Origin of the sequence: Nocardia sp. NPDC051750, assembly GCF_044453135.1 — a bacterium.
Taxonomy (GTDB): Bacteria; Actinomycetota; Actinomycetes; order Mycobacteriales; family Mycobacteriaceae; genus Nocardia.
On the sequence record NZ_JBITCK010000005.1, the window covers coordinates 388,460 to 407,398 of the forward strand.

General features: G+C 67.6%; 14 protein-coding genes and 1 pseudogene. 9 read left to right on the plus strand and 6 right to left on the minus strand.

The genetic code is table 11. The features are described from left to right. Nucleotides 1–25: 25 nt before the first annotated feature. From ACIA75_RS23645 to ACIA75_RS23655, 3 genes are read right to left on the minus strand one after another with little or no spacing between them, the layout of a single operon-like run. Entirely contained in the window at nucleotides 26–1,246 is a 1,221-nt protein-coding gene (locus ACIA75_RS23645) for a thiolase family protein (protein ID WP_397107464.1), read from the minus strand. Further along, a complete protein-coding gene (locus ACIA75_RS23650) occupies nucleotides 1,243–1,665 on the minus strand; it encodes a Zn-ribbon domain-containing OB-fold protein (RefSeq protein ID WP_397107466.1) in 423 nt (140 codons plus the stop codon). Before ACIA75_RS23650 ends, ACIA75_RS23645 begins: the two co-directional genes overlap by 4 nt. Further along, nucleotides 1,662–2,894: a CaiB/BaiF CoA transferase family protein gene (locus ACIA75_RS23655; protein ID WP_397107468.1), complete on the minus strand. Its 1,233-nt coding sequence runs from the start codon at nucleotides 2,892–2,894 to the stop codon at nucleotides 1,662–1,664. Before ACIA75_RS23655 ends, ACIA75_RS23650 begins: the two co-directional genes overlap by 4 nt. Nucleotides 2,895–3,453: 559 nt before the next feature. Between ACIA75_RS23655 and ACIA75_RS23660 the strand changes: the two genes are divergently transcribed. Continuing rightward, a complete protein-coding gene (locus ACIA75_RS23660; RefSeq protein WP_397107470.1) occupies nucleotides 3,454–5,037 on the plus strand; it encodes an AMP-binding protein in 1,584 nt (527 codons plus the stop codon). 78 nt (nucleotides 5,038–5,115) lie between these two features. Here the strand turns inward: ACIA75_RS23660 and ACIA75_RS23665 are convergent, their stop codons facing one another. After that, nucleotides 5,116–5,823, minus strand: coding sequence for a TetR/AcrR family transcriptional regulator (locus tag ACIA75_RS23665; RefSeq protein WP_397107472.1), 708 nt, complete (start codon nucleotides 5,821–5,823; stop codon nucleotides 5,116–5,118). Nucleotides 5,824–6,105: 282 nt separating this feature from the next. On the opposite strand from ACIA75_RS23665, the gene ACIA75_RS23670 reads away from it, so the two are divergent. Then, nucleotides 6,106–7,746 carry an ABC-F family ATP-binding cassette domain-containing protein gene (locus ACIA75_RS23670; protein ID WP_397107474.1) on the plus strand — a complete coding sequence of 547 codons (1,641 nt, stop codon included), beginning with the start codon at nucleotides 6,106–6,108 and terminating at the stop codon, nucleotides 7,744–7,746. Between the two features lie 28 nt (nucleotides 7,747–7,774). Here ACIA75_RS23670 and ACIA75_RS23675 read toward each other — a convergent pair whose 3' ends face one another. Then, nucleotides 7,775–8,725: a LysR family transcriptional regulator gene (locus tag ACIA75_RS23675; RefSeq protein WP_397107476.1), complete on the minus strand. Its 951-nt coding sequence runs from the start codon at nucleotides 8,723–8,725 to the stop codon at nucleotides 7,775–7,777. A 98-nt stretch (nucleotides 8,726–8,823) separates the two neighbouring features. Between ACIA75_RS23675 and ACIA75_RS23680 the strand changes: the two genes are divergently transcribed. From ACIA75_RS23680 to ACIA75_RS23695, 4 genes are all read left to right on the plus strand, one after another. Next, nucleotides 8,824–10,212 (plus strand): MFS transporter, encoded by a 1,389-nt coding sequence (locus tag ACIA75_RS23680; protein ID WP_397107479.1) that lies wholly within the window; start codon nucleotides 8,824–8,826, stop codon nucleotides 10,210–10,212. Further along, complete coding sequence (locus tag ACIA75_RS23685; protein ID WP_397107481.1) at nucleotides 10,209–10,955, plus strand: 3-hydroxybutyrate dehydrogenase; 747 nt, start codon at nucleotides 10,209–10,211, stop codon at nucleotides 10,953–10,955. The genes ACIA75_RS23680 and ACIA75_RS23685 overlap by 4 nt, the downstream gene beginning before the upstream one ends. A 955-nt stretch (nucleotides 10,956–11,910) precedes the next feature. Further along, nucleotides 11,911–13,287: an NAD-dependent succinate-semialdehyde dehydrogenase gene (locus tag ACIA75_RS23690; RefSeq protein ID WP_397107483.1), complete on the plus strand. Its 1,377-nt coding sequence runs from the start codon at nucleotides 11,911–11,913 to the stop codon at nucleotides 13,285–13,287. A 223-nt stretch (nucleotides 13,288–13,510) separates the two neighbouring features. Next, on the plus strand, nucleotides 13,511–13,642 hold the full coding sequence (locus ACIA75_RS23695) for a hypothetical protein (RefSeq protein ID WP_397107485.1): 132 nt from the start codon (nucleotides 13,511–13,513) through the stop codon (nucleotides 13,640–13,642). Between the two features lie 95 nt (nucleotides 13,643–13,737). Here the strand turns inward: ACIA75_RS23695 and ACIA75_RS23700 are convergent. After that, a pseudogene (locus tag ACIA75_RS23700) lies at nucleotides 13,738–14,205 on the minus strand (Dyp-type peroxidase); the annotation flags it as partial. A gap of 8 nt (nucleotides 14,206–14,213) precedes the next feature. Here ACIA75_RS23700 and ACIA75_RS23705 point away from each other — a divergent pair. The 3 genes from ACIA75_RS23705 (at nucleotide 14,214) to ACIA75_RS23715 (ending at nucleotide 18,931) form a co-directional block, all read left to right on the plus strand. After that, complete coding sequence (locus tag ACIA75_RS23705) at nucleotides 14,214–14,804, plus strand: ABC transporter ATP-binding protein (RefSeq protein ID WP_397107487.1); 591 nt, start codon at nucleotides 14,214–14,216, stop codon at nucleotides 14,802–14,804. A gap of 280 nt (nucleotides 14,805–15,084) precedes the next feature. Beyond that, nucleotides 15,085–15,498: a Zn-ribbon domain-containing OB-fold protein gene (locus ACIA75_RS23710; RefSeq protein WP_397107489.1), complete on the plus strand. Its 414-nt coding sequence runs from the start codon at nucleotides 15,085–15,087 to the stop codon at nucleotides 15,496–15,498. Nucleotides 15,499–15,664: 166 nt separating this feature from the next. Next, the gene (locus tag ACIA75_RS23715) at nucleotides 15,665–18,931 is read left to right on the plus strand and encodes a protein kinase (RefSeq protein ID WP_397107491.1); all 3,267 of its coding nucleotides are present in this window, start codon (nucleotides 15,665–15,667) and stop codon (nucleotides 18,929–18,931) included. Nucleotides 18,932–18,939: the final 8 nt, after the last annotated feature.

Consider the following 18,939-nt stretch of genomic DNA (forward strand, 5'->3'; position numbering starts at 1 on the left):
CCACCACGTGGCCTCTTGTTCGATGTCATCGTGTTCCTCCTGCCCGCCGGGGCTCGGTGCTGTAGACGACCGCGCCACCGAAATGCGGCGAGGAATGGCACGCGAGACCGACCGTCGCCTTGTCGCGCTGGCGCGATCCCGCCCGCCCGGACAGCTGCAGATAGCACTCGAGCATCTGCGGTATGCCGTGCATGCGGCCGTTGCCGAGGGCACCCCCGCCGGAGAGCACAGGGAGCCCGCCGGGCCGATCGCTGTCGATACCGCCGTCCCGGACGAATCGGTGGGCCTCGCCCACCGGGCACAGGCCCAGCGCTTCCAGCCAGAAGTAGACGAACGGGGAGAACCCGTCGTAGAGCTGGGGCAGGTCGACGTCCTGTATGCCGAAACCCGTTGCTTCCCAGAGCCGCCGGACGGTGTCGACGCCGCCCGCCATGATGTCGTCCAACGGCCAGTGCAGCGGCAGCCGCTGCGGTGGCGGACCGCTCTGGGCATAGCCGGCCACGTAGACGGGGCGATGGGGAAGGTCGCGGGCCCGGTCGGCGGAGGTGAGCACGAACGCGGCCACGCCGTCGACGGGGATATCGCAGTCGACCCGCCGCACCGGATCGCTGATCATCGGCGCGGCCGAATACTCTTCCGGCGTCAGCGGCCGGTGATGCCAGTACGACCACGGGATCCGGGCCCCGTTCTTGCGAGCCTCGACCACCACGCTCGCCATGGCCTCCGGGTCGGCCCCGTAGCGCTGCAGATATTCGTTGTACGGCAGCGCGATCATCGGCAGCGGCCCGCCGAAACCCTGCGGTGCCGTCCACTGGTGGTCCCCGGAAACGGACCGGACGGGGTTGTCGTGGTAACCACCGGCGGGGTTGTGCAGGGCCCGGTGCAGCAGAACGTACTCCGCGGCGCCGCTGACTATCGCGTTCACCGCCAGCGCGACAGCGCCCGGCAGCTGGCCGATCCCCTGGAAGCCGGCCACGTACCGCGGTGCCGGCGAGATCCGTCCGGCCAGCCACTGCGCCGATACCGTACTGACCCCGTCGCTCACCGCGTGCGCGCCCGAGGTCGGGAACAGGGCCGAGGTGACGAACCCGTCGATCACCTCGGGTGTCAATCCCGCGTCCGCGATCGCCGACCGGGCGACCTCGACGGCCGACGCACCGAGCGGACGGTCGGCATGCTTGCGCACGGCACTGTGCGCGAACCCCACGAGCGCGACCTCGCCGGTCGCCCGGAACCGCCCGGTCATGACCGGCCCGCCAAAACGAATGCCGGAACCGAAACCTCCGCGGTGACATCCTCGAACGCCACCTCGACCGGATCGCCCGCCCGCACCACGGCATCCGGACCGTCCAGCAGACGCCCGATCATCCGGAGCTCGGCCTGGGCCGCGAGTTCGACATCCACGAGCAGGTAGGGCACCTCGCCGGCGAACCCGAGCAGGGACGCCCGGCGGATCACCGTCCAGGATCGCACCGTGCCCCGGCCGCTCACCGGCTCGAACTCGTACGCCGGTTCCGCGGTGCGGCAATGCGGGCAGGTCAGGCCGGGTGGGATCGCGAACCGACGACATCGGCGACACCGGGCCAGCGCGAGCACGTGCCGGTTCGCCTGGGTCCAGTACGGACCGGACAGGTCGTCCGGGACCGGGAGAGGCCGGTCGGTCACAGAACCACCCCCGCATCCTTCAGCTCACCGATCTGATCCCACGAGTAGCCGAGCGAGAGCAGGATCTCCTCGGTGTGCTCGCCGTGTTCGGGGGCGCGCCGTAGCGCCGGCGGGCGTCGATCGATCTGCACGGGTCCGGTCGGCAAGGGATAGGACCGGCCGTCCGCCAACTCGACCGTGCCGAGATAGTCGTTGGCGAGAACCTGTGGATCGTCGAGTAATTCGTCGACGGACTGCATGGGCGCCCACGGCGCGTCCAGACCCGCCAGCAGTTCCTTCCACTCGTCGAATGTCCGGTTGGCGAACTCCGAATCGAGTTCTGCCACACAGGCGTCCAGGTGGTTGCGGCGCGCGGCCATATCCACGAACCGCGGGTCCTCGATCAAGTCGTCCCGCCCGAGGAGGCGGCAGAAAGGTGCCCAGTATCGGTCGGCCTGTAGGAAGACCAGCTGAATGTGCCGGCCGTCCTTCGTCCGGTAGGCACCCACGAGCGGGTTGACCGCACTGCCTCGGCCCGTTGCCGCGCGAGGGGTGCCACCGGCCAGCGCCGACAGCACATCCGAGGACAGCATCCACATCGCGGTGGCGAGCAAGGATACGTCGACCACCGCGCCCCGGCCGGAACGCTGCTGGCGCACCAGTGCGGTCGCGATCCCGAACGCCAGGGCCATCGCGCCGTTGCGGTCCCCCATCGCGCCGCGCTGGCTGATCGGATGCTCCCGCTCCGGCGGGGTGAGAATATGCGCGACCCCGCCCTGCGCCCAGAAGGCGGAGGAATCGTAGCCGGGTTTGTCGGCGTCCGGGCCGCGCGCACCGAAACCGTGGCCGCTCGCGTACACCAGACGCGGATATCGCCGGGTGAGCGTTTCGGCGTCGAGACCGAGGCGGCGCAGTGCGCCCGGGCGCAGATTCGTCAGGAAGACGTCCGCCGTCTCCAGGAGCCGGTCCAGCAGTTCGAGTCCTTGTTCGTTGTGCAGATCGATCGACACCGAGCGCTTTCCCCGATTGGCCAGCGCCACGGAGAGATTCACGCCCGAGCTGTCGCTGCCGATGCCCTGCGTCGCGAGATTGCGGTAAGGATCGCCGTCCGGACGTTCGACCCGGACGACATCGGCGCCCCAATCGGCCAGCAGCGCACCCGTAACGGGTACGAAGACCCACTGCGCGAGTTCGACCACCCGCACACCATCCAAGGCCTCGTCGTCCACCACATACCTCCCGAAGACCATTGCAGAATGCGACTCTACATAAAGGTAGAACATGACTCTCGTTTTGGGGAGTAAAACTCCGGAATCCGCAAGAATCGAACTTCATCTACTGCGATTACCAGGCGCATTGCACGTCGAAAGGCCGCGACGGCACCACCTCCGGGTACCGCCGCAGCCCCCCCGGAAGCCCGCGAGGACGATCCGTGGCGGCCGGCAGGCGACTGTGGAAGGCCCACCCAGCCGCTACGGAGACCATCCCGCCCCCGGCGAGAACCGGTGGCCCCGCGGACCGGCGCCGGCACAGCGGCGGACGCTTCGACCATCAGCGACACCGGCCGATCGATAATCCCATTCTCCTACGAGTGGAAGTCACGTTCTACATAATGACATCGGCGCTCTCGCGAACGCGGCGGATCCGGCAGCCGAGAAAGACGAGGGCCGCGTTTCCTCTCCCAGCCCGGAGATGAGCGCCGACGACCCGGGCACCGTCCGGGTCGCACTCCGCCGGGTCGCCACGGCCGGCCGGTGACACGTTCCCGGACCGCGCCGTCGTCGAGGAGAAGTTCGAGGGAGAACTGTGATGTCAGTGATCGGAATGGATGCGACAGCAGCCTTTACACCACGTCCACGCCGGATCCCCGACGAGCTCCGCCGCCGATACGAGCAGGAGGGCTGGTGGACGGACGAAACGCTCGGGACCGCACTCGCGGAAGGCTTGGAAAAAGCTCGGGAACTGGAATTCTGCGTGCATTCGCAGATCCGGCCGTACCGCGCGACAGTGGGTGAGGTGGAAACGACCGCCCGCCGGCTCGCCGCCGGTCTCCGTGAACGCGGCGTCGGGCCGGGCGATATCGTGGTCTTCCAGTTGCCCAACTGGCAGGAGGCCGCGGCGACGTTCTGGGCGTCGGCACTACTGGGCGCGATAGTCGTACCGGTCGTGCATTTCTACGGCCCCAGCGAACTCGGCTACATCCTGTCGGTGACACGCCCACGGGTTTTCATCACCGCCGCGGAATTCGGCCGGATGAAGTACCACCCCGAACTCACCACCGAGGTGCCCGTCGTGGGCGTCGTGGGACTCGACTTCGACGAGTTGCTCGCCACCGAACCTCTCACCGAGCCGGCGCGGCACGACCCCGCCGAGCCTGCCCTGATCGCGTTCACCTCCGGCACCACCCGCAGCCCGAAGGGCGTCGTCCACAGCCACCGCACCCTGGCCTTCGAAACACGCCAGCTGATGGCCAACTACCCGGCCGATCAACCGGCGCAGCTGACCGCGCTACCGGTCGGGCATTTCATCGGCATGCTGGGCGCGTTCCTGCTCCCGGTCCTCCAGGGCACGCCCATCCATCTGCTCGACGCCTGGGATCCGGGTCGCGTCATCGGATTGATGGACAGCGACGGCGTCGCCATCGGCGGTGGACCTCCGTATTTCGTCACCAGCCTGCTCGACCATCCCGATTTCCATCCCCGCCACCTCCGCTATATCTCGCATATCGGCCTGGGCGGCTCGACAGTCCCCACCGCGGTGGCCCAGCGGCTCACCGATCTCGGAATCATCGTGACCCGCTCCTACGGCAGCACGGAACATCCGTCGATCACCGGTTCCCACCACACCGCGGACGCGGCGAAACGGCTGTTCACCGATGGTGCCGCACGTCCGGGAGTGGAGATCAAGCTGAACGAGGACGGCGAAATCTACAGCCGTGGACCGGATCTGTGCCTGGGGTACACCGACGACTCGCTGACCGCCGCGGCCTTCGACGAGGACGGCTGGTATCGCACCGGAGATATCGGGGAGATCGACGCGGACGGCTATCTGAGCATCACCGACCGGAAATCCGACATCATCATCCGGGGCGGCGAGAACATCAGCGCCCTGGAGGTCGAGGAAACCCTGCTCTCGATGCCCGCGGTCGCCGAGGCCGTCGTCGTGGCCGCACCGCATGAGCGTTTCGGCGAACAGCCCGCGGCGGTGCTGCGAATCCGCGAGGGTTCGGCCATGCCGACGCTGGCGGATGTTCGCGAGCATTTCGCGGCGGCGGGGCTGGCACGGCAGAAATGGCCCGAGGAGCTGCATTGCGTCGACGATTTCCCGCGCACCGCCAGCGGCAAGGTGCAGAAGTTCCGGGTGCGTCAGCAGGTCGCCGACAGCCGGCCCTGAACCGGTGCGGCGCGTTCCGGCACTCGCCGCACAGATGAGTTCCGCTACATCACCGGGGTAGGCCCGCCGGTGGTCACATCACGTGTCCTCCGGCGACCCGGCGGGCGCTACCCGGGTCAGCCCGCCGAACGCGGCCAGGCAGAAGTTCCACAGCCGCTCCGGGGCGTCGCCACTGTCCCGGGCGGGTGTGAACGCGAAGTGGTGGAATACCGACATCACCAGTTTCATCGCGAACCACGCGTCACCCGCCGGATCGTTCGGCCGGAGCAGACCCGCCGCCTCCGCCTCGCGGAGTTCCCGTTCGATCAGCACGGCGAACGGCTGGTTGGCCCGCTCCATCTCCGCCGGGAACCGTTGATGCAGCCGCCAGTGCTCGGCGGTGACGAACCGCGGACCGAAATCGGCATTCTCACTGACCGACCGGAGCACTCGGACGATATAGAAATGCAAACGCTCCACCGGGTCCGGCAGGTCCCGCGCGGCCGCCTCGAGCTCAGCCGTCCGTTCGGTGATGACGTCCTCGAACACCGCCAGGAGCAGTTCGTCCTTGCTGGGGAAATGCCGGTAGAAGGTCTGCAGGGCGATCCCGGCTTCCTTCGCGAGCTCCTGGGTGGTGAGGGCGGCGCCATCGGCCTGCAGCAGCCGCCGGGCCGCCGCAACGATCGCCTGCGCCTGCTCGACACTGCGCGCACGCGACCGCTGTACCGAACGGGACCGATCGGCCGCGCGATCGGCCCACGCGGGCGCCGGAGTATCGGCGCCGTCGTGGCCCGGCGAACTCGACATGGTCAACAGGGTGTCCCTTCTACCTGACCGATCACGACGTTATGCATGCCACTCGCCGGTGAGTCGCCTTCCCGCAAGTACGAGAGTGTAATTCCTGCAGAATACAGACTCACATTATCCCCCGGTCCTCTTGCACCCGTACCGGGGCGAGACCGAGGTGCTCGCGCGGCTGTCGGCAGGGGCTGCCGGGCACCGTCGACGACGCTGCGGGCCACCGGACCGGCGCCCACCACAAGCGGGGGCAGATCCCGGGGTTTCGGCCGACCGGGCAGAATATGCCCGGTGAGCGCAACATTGCAGGCCAGCGGCCTCTCGGCCGGGCACGCCGAACGCACCCTGTTCGCCGACCTCGATGTCACCCTCGCTCCCGGCGATGTGATCGGCCTGGTCGGCGTCAACGGGGCGGGCAAATCGACCCTGTTGCGCCTGCTCGCCGACGGCACCCCCGACGACGGCACGATCACGCTGAGCCCGCCCGATGCCACCGTCGGCTACCTGGCCCAGGAACCCGAGCGCGTCCCCGGCGAGACCGTCCTCGAATTCCTCGCTCGCCGAACCGGTGTCGCGCCCGCCCAGCAGATCATGGACGCGGCAGCCGAACGTCTCGGCGAGGGCGGCGCCGACGACTACTCCCCCTCGCTCGAACACTGGCTGGCGCTCGGCGGCGCCGACCTCGAGCAGCGCGCCGCGGAGGTCGCCGCCGATCTCGGCCTCACCGACGGTCTCGCCGGTGGACTCGACACCCCGATGACCGGACTGTCCGGCGGGCAAGCCGCCCGCGCCGGCCTCGCGTCGGTCCTGCTGTCGCGCTTCGACATCCTGCTTCTCGACGAACCCACCAACGATCTCGACCTCGACGGACTCGAACGCCTGGAACGCTTCGTCACCGGTATCCGGGTCCCGCTGATGATCATCAGCCACGACCGGGAATTCCTGACCCGCACGGTGAACGGCGTGCTCGAACTCGATCTCGCCCAGCAGCAGGTCGGTTTCTACGACGGGGGTTACGACGCCTACCTGGCCGAACGCGAGATCGCCCGCCGGCACGCCCGCGAGGCCTACGAAGAATTCGCCGATACCCGAGCCGGTCTGGAAGCCCGGGCGCTGATGCAGCGCAATTGGCTGGAATCGGGTGTCCGCAACGCGCGCCGCAAGAGCAAGAACGACTCGGACAAGCACGGCCGCAAGGTCCGCGCCGAATCCACCGAGAAACAAGCCGCGAAGGCCCGCCAGACGCAGCGGCGCATCGAACGACTCGATGTGGTCGAGGAGCCGCGTAAAGAGTGGGAACTCCGCATGCAGATCGCGGCGGCTCCGCGCAGCGGTTCGGTCGTCGCGACAGCGAACAACGCCACGGTCACCCGCGGTGAATTCACCCTCGGACCGGTGACCACCCAGATCGATTGGGCCGACCGCATCGTCCTGGCCGGTGCGAACGGCTCCGGTAAGACCACCCTGCTCTCCCTCCTACTCGGCAAACTCACCCCCGATACCGGCACTGCCGCGCTCGGTTCGGGCGTGCAGATCGGCGAGGTCGACCAGGCACGTGGCCTGTTCCGTGGCGGTGCCGCTCTCGCCACCACCTTCGGTGCGGCCATGCCCGATTGGCCCGATGCCGAGGTCCGCACCCTGCTCGCCAAGTTCGGACTGCGCGGCCCGCACGTCATCCGCGCCTGCGACACGCTGTCCCCCGGCGAACGCACCCGCGCGGCCCTGGCCCTGCTGCAGGCGCGCGGCGTGAACCTGCTCGTCCTCGACGAGCCGACCAACCACCTCGACCTGCCGGCCATCGAACAGCTCGAGCAGGCCATCGACTCGTTCACCGGCACATTGATTCTGGTGACACACGACCGCCGGATGCTGGATTCGGTGCGCGCGACCCGCCGCTGGCAGATGGCCGGCGGGCAGCTCACCGAGAAGTAGGAACACGCCTCACCGGGCCGGGTGACTGTTATCCGGCTCGGCCCAGAAGCGTGTCCCGGCGGTCGTCGACCACGGACCGGATGGCGGCCACCACCGCGGCGACTTCCGGCCGGCGCAGGGTTTCGGTGCGGGCCACCAGCCAGTAGCCGAGGGTCACCGCCACCGGATCCGCCAGGACACGGACCAGGTCGGGGTGGCGGTCGGCCATGAAACAGGGCAGCAGGCCCAGGCCGGCGGCCGCACGGGTCGCTTCGACGTGCACGAAAACATTGGTGGAGGTCACCGATTCCCGCATCGCGGGGACGACACCGGACGCCAGATCGAGTTCGTCGACTTGCAGCATGGAGTCGATGAAGTACACCAGCGGATACCTGTCCAGATCGTCGATCGTGGCGGGGGCCCCGTGGTCGCGCAGGAATTCTCGCGACCCGTAGAGGCCCAGGCGGTAGTCGGCCAGGTGGGTGGCCGTGGCGCGGCGGACCCGCGGCTCGCCGACGACGACCTCGAGGTCGAGCCCGGAGCGCTGTTGCGAGGCCCGGCGGGTGGTCGCCACGATCTCGACCGCGATACTCGGATGCTGACGCTGCACCTCCGCCGCCGCGGGCGCGGCGATATAGGCGCTGAAGCCGTCGGTCGCCGAGATCCGGACCACGCCCTCCAGCACGCGATTCCCGCCGGGCGCGAGCGATGTCACCGCCGATTCCACTGCCTCGGCCGCGGCCAGCGCCTCCCGGCCGAGCTCGGTCAGTTCCCAGCCGCCGGTCACCCGGGTGAGCACCCGGCCGCCGAGGGTCTGCTCCAGCGCGGCGATGCGCCGGGAAATGGTGGTGTGATTGAGACCGAGGGCGTCCGCCGCCGTCACGAATCGGCCGGAACGCCCGACAGCCAGCAGCACGAGAAGATCATCCGCGCTCGGACGCCCTGAGAAGGCCCCACTCATATCTGCATTTTCGCACAGCCGTGGTGCAGTAATGGTCATTGCGACTCCCTTCGTCTGCACCAATACTCAACGCAGCCGAAAGTTGTGGGGTCCGTCACATCGACGAGACGGGTGGCCCCGGGCACGAAGGAGTGGCGATGAGGGAGCAGAGTGCCGGGTTCGACCCGGCCGGCCCGAAGGATGCGGATACCGGCGGTCTGCGGCGCGTGGTGGCCGCGTCGATGGCAGGCACCGTCGTGGAGTGGTACGAATTCTTCCTCTATGGCACCGCCGCTACCCTGGTGTTCAGCAAGGTGTTCTTCGCCGAGGGCACCAGCGACCTGGATGCCATCCTCGCCGCGTTCGTCACCTACGCGGTCGGCTTCGCGGCGCGCCCGCTGGGCGGGGTGGTCTTCGGGCATTACGGCGACAAGTACGGCCGCAAGAAATTGCTGCAATTCAGTCTCGTCCTGGTCGGCAGCGCGACGTTCCTGATGGGCTGTCTGCCGACGTTCGGGCAGATCGGCTACTGGGCCCCGGGCCTGCTGGTGGCGCTGCGCTTCATCCAGGGTTTCGCGGTGGGCGGCGAATGGGGCGGTGCGGTACTGCTGGTCGCCGAGCACAGCCCGAGCCGCGGCCGCGGATTCTGGGCGAGCTGGCCACAGGCGGGCGTGCCCGCGGGCAATCTGCTGGCCACCGTGGTGCTGCTGGTGCTGACCACGACACTGTCCGACGAGGCGTTCCTCGGCTGGGGCTGGCGGGTCGCCTTCTGGTTGTCCGCGGTGGTGGTGCTGATCGGCTACTACATCCGCACCAAGATCACCGACGCGCCCATCTTCGTCGCGGCGCAGCAGGAGGCCGAACAGATCAAGGCCACCTCGCTCAGCGTCGTCGAGGTGCTGCGCCGGTACCCGCGCGGTGTGCTCACCGCGATGGGGCTGCGTTTCGGCGAGAACATCATGTACTACCTGGTGGTCACCTTCACCATCACCTACCTGAAGGTCGAGGTGCACGCCGACACCACGGTGATCCTGTGGTGGCTGCTCGCCGCGCACGCGGTGCACTTCGTGGCGATTCCGCTGGTGGGCCACCTGTCCGACCGCTTCGGCCGGCGACCGGTCTATATGATCGGCGCGCTGACCGCCGGAACCTGGGGGTTTTTCGCCTTCCCGATGATGGACAGCGGCAACAACCTGATCATCGTGTCCGCCATCATCATCGGCCTGGTCTTCCATGCCTTCATGTACGCCGGGCAGCCCGCGATCATGGCCGAGATGTTCCCCACCCGGATGCGCTATTCCGGTGTGTCCCTGGGCTATCAGGTGACCTCGATCGTGGCCGGATCATTGGCGCCGATCATCGCCGTACGACTGCTCGACACCTACGGCTCCGCGGTACCCATCGCCTGGTATCTGGCGGGCGCGGCGGCGGTCAGCGCGATCGCGGTGCTCGCCGCACGAGAGACGAAGGGGCTGGCCCTGGAAAGTATCGATCGCGCCGACGCGGAGAGCCTGGACGCACGCACCGCCGAAGTACCCGCGCGATGAGCGACCTGGTCGGACGTAAGGCCCTGGTCACCGGCGGCGCGAGTGGGATCGGCGCGGCCTGCGCCCGGGCGCTCGCGGCGCGCGGGGCGACGGTCACCGTGGCCGACGTCGACAGCGCCGGCGCCGCGGCCGTGGCCGCGGAACTGGGCGGCGCGGCGTGGGTGGTGGATCTGCTCGACGTCGCGGCGCTCGAAGATCTCGAACTCGCCACCGACATCCTGGTGAACAACGCCGGGGTGCAGCACATCAGCCCGATCGAGGAGTTCGCGCCCCAGCGGTTCCGCGAACTGCACCGGCTGATGGTCGAAGCGCCGTTCCTGCTGGTACGGGCCGCGCTGCCACATATGTACCGGCAGGGATGGGGGCGGATCGTCAACATCTCCTCGGTGCACGGTTTGCGTGCCTCCGCGTACAAGGTCGCCTACGTGACCGCCAAGCACGGCCTGGAGGGGCTGTCCAAGGTGACCGCGCTGGAGGGCGGCCCGCACGGGGTGACGAGCAACTGTGTCAACCCCGGCTACGTACGAACACCGCTGGTGGACAAACAGATCGCGGATCAGGCCGAGGCGCACGGGGTGGCCGAACAGGAAGTGCTGGAGAAGATCCTGCTCACCGAGAGCGCGATCAAACGCCTCGTCGAGCCGGACGAGGTCGCGGCCCTGGTGGCCTGGCTGGCGTCGCCGGAGGCCGGCATGGTCACCGGGGCGGCCTACACCATGGACGGTGGGTGGAGCGCGCGATGAGGGTGCGCTCCACCCACCGGGGGAAGTCTCCCGGGCGGGCGAGCCGAAGCGAAACCGCTCGCCGTCGAAATAGACCGTGCCGCGATGGAATTCATCTCGCACATCACCGAAAATCAGGCCCGGGCGTCCATTACCCTCCAGCGAAATAGACTTCAACTGCGGCGATTAACTGGCGAACAGTTCGAATACCATCGGGGCGAGGGGAATTGCGCGTTACACCCCCCGGCCCGGAGAGTAACGGACCGCCGCAGGTCCATAACCGTTCATGATCGAATATATCTGCCGAACCAATTGGATCCCACACCGGCGGTCCGCGGAGAAACTCCGAGGAAATACCATGACGGTTCGAGAAGAATCCATCCGGCCCACCGTCGGACACCATTCGCCACGAACCGGTTTTCGTCGCTCACACAAAAACTGAAGAAAGGCATTCACCGACAGAGGATGCCCCCCCCCGCAGCCATCCGTGCAGCGCCACTACCTGCCTATACATGCCCATCGAGGATCTGGGTCCGAAAATGCGACAGCCCGCCGGACTACATCCAGCGGGCTGCCCACGCAGCGTACTGCATTGCACTACAAGCTATTCGGCGGACAAACTCGACAGATCGCCGAAACCACTGAAGATGCTGCCGAATGCGCTCAAAAGAGTGCCGAGGCTGCCCAAGTCGACCGAACCCATAGTTCCCACTCCTGTTTGTTCTGTGTTTATCCACGACACCTTTTGGGCCGCCGCACACCTTGATAATTCCGTAATCTTAACTTGACCGGCCGGTTATCTTAACATCGGACGACCGCAAGGTGAACTCGAGGTGAACTAGCGGACGGACGCATACAAAACCTCGCAAATCGGTAATTACACGGATGTAACCTTGATCTTTATGCAATAAAACCCTCCGAATCAGCGCATGCGATTTTCGTCGAACACCGGCAAGGGGGTCCGTAGCATTGGGCCATGAGTACTTATGTGACGACGAACCCGGCCACAGGTACTACAGAGCACGAATACCCGGGCCTGGCCGACGATCAGATCTCCGATATCGCCGAACGGTGCGCCGAGGGCTTCGCGACGTGGAAGCGCACCCCGGTAGCCGAGCGCGCCGCCGCGCTGGCGCGGACCGCGGACCTGTACGAGAAGCGGTCGGCGGAGCTGGCCGCGACGATCACCCGAGAGATGGGCAAACCCACCGAGCAGGCGGCCGGGGAGGTGCAGCTCGCCGCCGACATCTATCGCTGGTACGCCGAGAACGGGCCAGCCCTACTGACGACCGAGCAGCTCGATCCCCAGGGCTCCGCGGAGTCGGTGGTCCAGAAAGTGCCGATCGGACCGCTCGTCGGGGTGATGCCGTGGAACTATCCCTACTACCAGGTGGCTCGCTTCGCCGCACCGAACCTGCTGCTGGGCAATACGATCATTCTCAAGCACGCCTCTATCTGCGCGGCCTCGTCGAACCTCATGGCCGAAATCCTGCACAGTGCGTCCGTGCCGGAGAACGCGTACATCAACGTGTACGCCAGCGCAGGCCAGATCGCCGAACTCCTGGCGCATCCGGCCATCCGCGGGGTCTCACTCACCGGTAGCGAGCGAGCGGGAGCCGCGGTCGCGGCGGAGGCCGCGAAGAATCTGAAGAAATCCGTCCTCGAACTGGGCGGATCCGATCCGTTCATCCTCCTGGACACGGACGATATGACGCGCACGGTCCGCACCGCGGCCCGGGCCCGCCTGGCGAATGCGGGCCAGGCCTGCAACTCCCCGAAACGCTTCATCGTCCTCGACGACCTCTACGACGACTTCGTCCGGGGACTGGTGGACGAGTTCGATCGCGCGGTCGTCGGGGATCCGCGGGATCCCGGCACCGAGGTGGGGCCGTTGTCCTCGGTTTCCGCGCGGGACACCGTCGCGGACCAGATCAGCACCGCCGTGCGGCAGGGAGCGACACTGCACACGGGCGGCGCGCCCATGAAAGGCAACGGAGCATTCCTGCGGCCCGCCGTTCTCACCGGAATCACCCCGGAGATGGACGCCTACTCCGAGGAGATCTTCGGTCCGGCCGCGATGGTCTACAAAGTCGCCTCCGCCGACGACGCGGTGCGGCTCGCCAACGACGTCGACTTCGGGTTGAGCGGGTCGGTATGGAGTACCGACACCGGCCGGGCCGAGGAGGTCGCCGATCGTCTCGAGGTCGGGATGGCCTATATCAACGAACACGGCACGACATTGCCCGGTTTACCCTTCGGCGGTGTCAACCACTCCGGTTACGGTCGTGAACTGGGTCGCTGGGGTATGGGCGAATTCGTCAACACCAAACTCCGGCGAACGGCCGCGCACTGACTCACGCGCCCGACCGGCCTCACCGCCGGCGGCCCGACCGTCACGCCGCACGCACCCGCCTGTACGGCAGGCGGAGGTACCCGCGGCGAAATCCCTGCGAGCTCGTTACCGGCTCCGAGACCGGCGACGACACCACGGATACGTGTTCCGCTGGTTCGTCGCCGGCATCGCGTACGGTCGAGCCGACGGGGCCGCTCGGGCCCCCCGGCAGAAGGACGCGCTGATGTCCGATAAGTCTCCGCGCAGTTCCACCTCGAAGAAGACCGGAAAGTCTCTGAAGGAAAAGCGAGCCGACAAGAAAGCGAAGGCCGACAAGAAGTCCGAGGTCGAGTCCACTGTCGAAGCCAAGCGCTAGCACAGCCGCGTGAACTCGGGCGGCCGGCGCCGCCCGGTTCCGCTCCCGTCGGCGGCGCGGTCGCCCGAGCTGCGACGATCACCCCTCAGGCCAGTTCATGTACCGAGCAGCCCCTCTCCGAGATAGCTTCCGGGCCCGATCCCCGGCGGGACCGCGAACACCGCGGAGCCGACGGGGGTGGTCCATTCGTTGAGTGCATCGAATTCGTCGAGACGTTGCTGGATCGGCAGGAACTGCGTGGTGATATCGCGCTGAAAGGACACGAACAGCAGGCCCGAGTTCGATACGGCGCCCGACGCCGGCGGATCGTCGTAGTTGTAGACACGTCGGAAGATCCGCTCGCCCGCCCGCGTGTGGTGGGCGCGGGCGATATGCGCGCCCGGCGCGATAACCGGTATGCCGTTGCGGTCGGTGGCCGTGAAATCGGGTTCGTCGGTTTCGTGCACGCCCGTCAGCGGGGCACCGGTGGCCAGGCTGCGGCCGACGCTGATCTCGCGGCCCGGCCGGTCCAGTTCGTCCCAGGTATCCAGTTCGACCCTTATCCGCCGCAGCACCATCGACGTCGGGCACGGTGCACGTCGGCGACCGCCCCGTCACCGGACCCGATCCGGACCGTGGCGTGGTATTCCAGCAACCGGCCCTGTATCCGTGGCTGTCGGTCCGGCAGAATGTCGAATTCGGTCCGAAGGTACGCGGGGTCGCCCGCGCCGAACGTACAGCCGAGGCCGACCGGCTGCTGACCATGGTCGGCCTGGACCATCTCGGCGGCCGCCGCCCCTACGAATTGTCCGGTGGCCAGCAGCAACGCGCCCAGATCGCCCGGGTACTCATCAACGACCCCCGGATCATCCTCATGGACGAACCCTTCGGCGCCCTCGACGCGCTGACCAGGGAGAACCTCCAGGGTGAACTGCTGACCCTCTGGCGGGACCGCCGCAAGACCGTCCTGTTCGTCACCCACAGCATCGACGAGGCTCTACTGCTGGGCACCCGGGTCCTCGTCATGGGCACCCGCCCGGGACGCATCATCTACGACCGTCCCACGGCATTCAAAACCGGACTCGGCGACGTGCCCTTCACCGCGATCCGCGCGGCCCCGGAGTTCACCGCCATGCGCGACGAGGTCGCCCAGCACATCTACACCACCCACGCGACCCCATGACCGGCCGCCCAGTTCTGCGACGGTCCGTAGTGGGTGCGTCACCGGCTCCCCCGGCTCGCGGCCGGCGCTCTCGACATCGGCATAAGACCCGCTGAAGGCCGTGATCGTGCTGATCGGGATCGTCGGCTGAGCGCTCGGCACGCGTCCCGGATGGCTCTCCGCCGGCGCTGGAACATTCACAAAATAGGTATGTGCCGGGCCATTCGACCGACGTGGTGGGAGCCGGGACGGGAGATGCTGGCAGCTGACCCCGTCAGTACCAGGACACCGAGGCGTATCGATGGAGCAAGGGCACACCGACCATATCCGAGAAGCCGGCGACGACTATCTGAAATTCGCGGCGAACGCGCTCATGATCCGCCGCTGTGTGGCCTGTAGCAGGCTGTTCGCACCGCCGGTCGGGCGATGTTCGTCCTGCTGGTCCGACACGTGCGAAGAAGTGGCGGCGGCCGGCACCGGATCCATCGTGTGCTGGCGCATCGTGCAGTGCGCCGCACATCCGCGTGCCGTACCGGTAGCGACGACCATTGCCATTGTCGAACTCGACGAGGGCCCCTGGGTCTATACGGCGATCGACGGTGACGTGCCGGCATCCGGGCACGAGCCGGTACGGGTGCGATTCTGCGCGCCGCCGTGCGGCGACAGGTTCCCGATCTTCGAGGTGCTGACCTCCGGATCCGCCCTGGCGGGGTAGCCGGCGGAGACCGGCCGGGCAACCCGGTCACCGCGCCGGACGGCCACGGTGCCGGTTTCCCGTATCTCGGCACTGAAGTCCGCTCGGCGATAGAGTTGACAGTGGCGAGAGGTGAACAGATGTTGCCCGATGCCCTGGCAGCTGCTCGACGGAGCGTATCGAGCCCATGACCGGCGACGACCCGCTGCGGACCCGTCGTGACACGACGACGTCGGTCGCGGCGGAACTCGATGCGGCCGGTTTCGCGGCGCCCGCCGAGATCGGGCGCGGCGGTTTCGGGGTGGTCTACCGCTGCACCCAGCAGGCGCTGGACCGCACAGTGGCCGTCAAGGTCCTGTCCGGCGAATCGGACGAGGACAATCGCGCGCGCTTCGTTCGTGAGCAGCGGGCCATGGGCCGCCTCACCGGACATCCGAATATCGTCCCTGTTCTGGCGGAGGGAATCACGGACGGTGGGCGTCTCTATCTGGTGACCCCCTATTACGCGTCGGGTTCGCTCGAGAACCGGATTCGCCGGCACGGGCCACTGGCCACCGAAGAGGCACTGCAGCTCGGCGTGAAGATCGCGGGCGCACTCGAGAGCGCGCACCGGGTCGGCATCGTGCACCGGGACGTGAAACCCGGCAATATTCTGCTGACCGACTACGGGGAACCGGCGCTGACCGATTTCGGTATCGCGCATATCGCCGGCGGGTTCCGGACGGCCGAGGGCACCGTGACCGGGTCCCCGGCGTACACCGCGCCCGAAGTCCTGGAGGGCGGCACTCCCACACCGGCTGCCGATGTGTACGGGCTGGGCGCCACGCTGTTCAGCGCGCTCACCGGGCATGCGGCATTCGAACGCCGATCCGGCGAGAAAATTGTCACCCAGTTCCTGCGGATCACCTCCCAAACGCTTCCCGACCTGCGTGAACTCGGTATCCCCGGCAATGTCACGACGCTGGTCGAAGCGGCGATGAACCGGGACCCCCGGGCACGTCCCTCCGCCGCCGGTTTCGGCGAGGACGCCCGCCGGGTACAGCAGCAGCACGGATATCCGATGGGGTCGATGGCACTACAGGACGCTCCGATTCGCGGGGATCGGGAAGAGAAACCAGCGGACCCGCGCACCCGCGGGCCGGTCACCGGGGACCGCACCGGCAATCTTCCCCTGGAGCTGACCAGTCTGGTGAATCGGCGGACCGAGCTGACGGAAGTGAAGAATCTCCTGTCCACTTCGCGGCTGGTGACCTTGACCGGGATCGGGGGTGTCGGGAAAACCCGCCTGGCGTTGCGGGCCGCGTCGCAGGTGATCCGCGATTACGCCGACGGTGTGTGGCTGGTCGACCTGGCCGACGTCTCGGATTCCTCGCTACTGGTCGATATCGTCGCGGCCACGGTGGGGGTGCGGGACGAATCGGCCGTCCCGCTGACCGATGTGCTGCTGCAGTTCCTGTGCCCCCGCGACATGCTGCTCGTCCTGGACAATTGCGAACAGGTGGTGCAGGCCGTTGCCGAACTGAACGAGGTATTACTGCAGGTATGCCCGGAGTTGCGTGTTCTCGTGACCAGCCGGGAACCGTTGAATATCGCCGGCGAAGCCGTGCTGCGGGTCGCGCCACTGTCGGTACCCGATCCGGGCCGCGAACCGAGTCTGAAGGGGATGCCCCGATTCGACTCGGTCACCTTGTTCGCGGAGCGGGCAGCCGCGGCAGTTCCGGGATTCGAGCTGGACGAAGACAACAAGGGCACTGTCGCCAGGATCTGCGCGCGGCTGGACGGTCTGCCGCTCGCGATAGAGCTGGCGGCCGCCCGGATGCGCACACTGTCACCCGAGCAGATCCTGCAGCGGCTCAACGATCGGTACTCGCTGCTCACGCGGTCCGCGCGCACCGCCCCGACGCGCCAGCAGACGCTGCGTTTGTCCATGGACTGGAGCTACGACCTGTGTACCCCGGCAGAACAGCAGCTGTGGGCGCAGCTCGTGGTGTTCGCCGGTAGCTGCGAACTGGACGCTGTGGAGGGGGTCTGCGACGTCGATACGGCACCGGACAGTCTGCTGGACGTGCTGTCGTCGCTGGTCGACAAGTCCATCCTGGTCCGGGAGGAATCCGGTCCCGTCGTGCGCTTCCGGATGCTGGAGACGCTGCGCGACTACGGCCGGCAGGAACTGCGGAGAGCGGGCCGGTTCCGGGAGCTGCGCCGGCGGCATCACGACTGGTACCAGCGGTTGATATCCGATGCCGCGGCCGGCTGGATGAGCGCGGAACAGCCGCGCTGGATCGCGCGCCTCGAACGTGAACAAGCCAATCTGCGCGACGCGCTCGAATACTGCTTGTCCGAGGACACCGCCGAGGCAGCCGAAGCGGGCCTGCGCACCGCCCAGGGTCTGTACGAGTTCTGGAACTTCCGTGGCCTGTACGGGGAGGGGCGCTCCTGGCTGGACCGCCTGCTCGCGTATCCGATAGCGAATTCGATATCCGGCCGCATCGAAGCGCTCTGCGCCGCAGGCAAATTGGCCGCATCGAGCGGAGAGTTCACGGCGTCGGCGGCGCGACTGGAGGAAGCCCGGGCCCTGGTCACCGCCGAACTCGGGAAGTCGACCCGGGCGCAGATCGCCTACACCGACGGCTTGCTCGCACTCTCACGCGGGGAATCCGGGCACGCACGGGAACAGTTCGAACGCGCGGTGGAGCTGACGAGTTCGGATCCCCTGGGGCAGTTCCGGATGAGCGCGCTCGCCTTGCTCGCCTGGGCGCACGAGCTGAGCGGTGACGTGGCCCGCGCGGGTGAACTCTACCGGGACGTCCTCTCGGCGACCGAACCGCGGGGCGAGGTGCTGCACCGTACCGCCGCGTTGCGCGGTCTGGGTGTCGCGGAGTGGCAGCACGGTACGCGCGAACGGGCCCAGCCGCTGATCCAGGAAGCGTTGCGCGTGAACAGTGGGTTGAACAGCACGGTGCTCACCGTGTACTCCCTGGAGGCACTGGCCTGGACTATCGACGTCCGTGCCGATGCCGAACGGGCAGCCGTGCTGCTGGGGGCCGCGGAGGGGCTGACGCCGACAGGTACCCAGGTCCCCATCGTTTTCCACAACCTGGGGCGCTTCCACGAGGATTGTGAGCGGGAAGCACGCCGTGTGCTGGGCAATCGCGGCTTCGCCGCCGCCCATCGCCGGGGCATGACGATGAAAATGGACACTGCTGTCGCCTACGCTCTCGGGGCGCCGGACACCGACCGGCCGGCCGCGTCCGGCTCGGCGGGCGCCTTGACCAAACGCGAGCGGCAGGTCGCCGACCTGGTGGCCCAGGGGCTCAGCAACAAACAGATCGCGGCGAAACTGGTGATCTCCCAGCGCACCGCGCAGAGCCATGTGGAACATATCCTGACCAAGCTCGGGTTCACCTCGCGCGCCCAGATCGCCGCGTGGATCACGGAGGACTCCGGACGCTGACCGCCCCG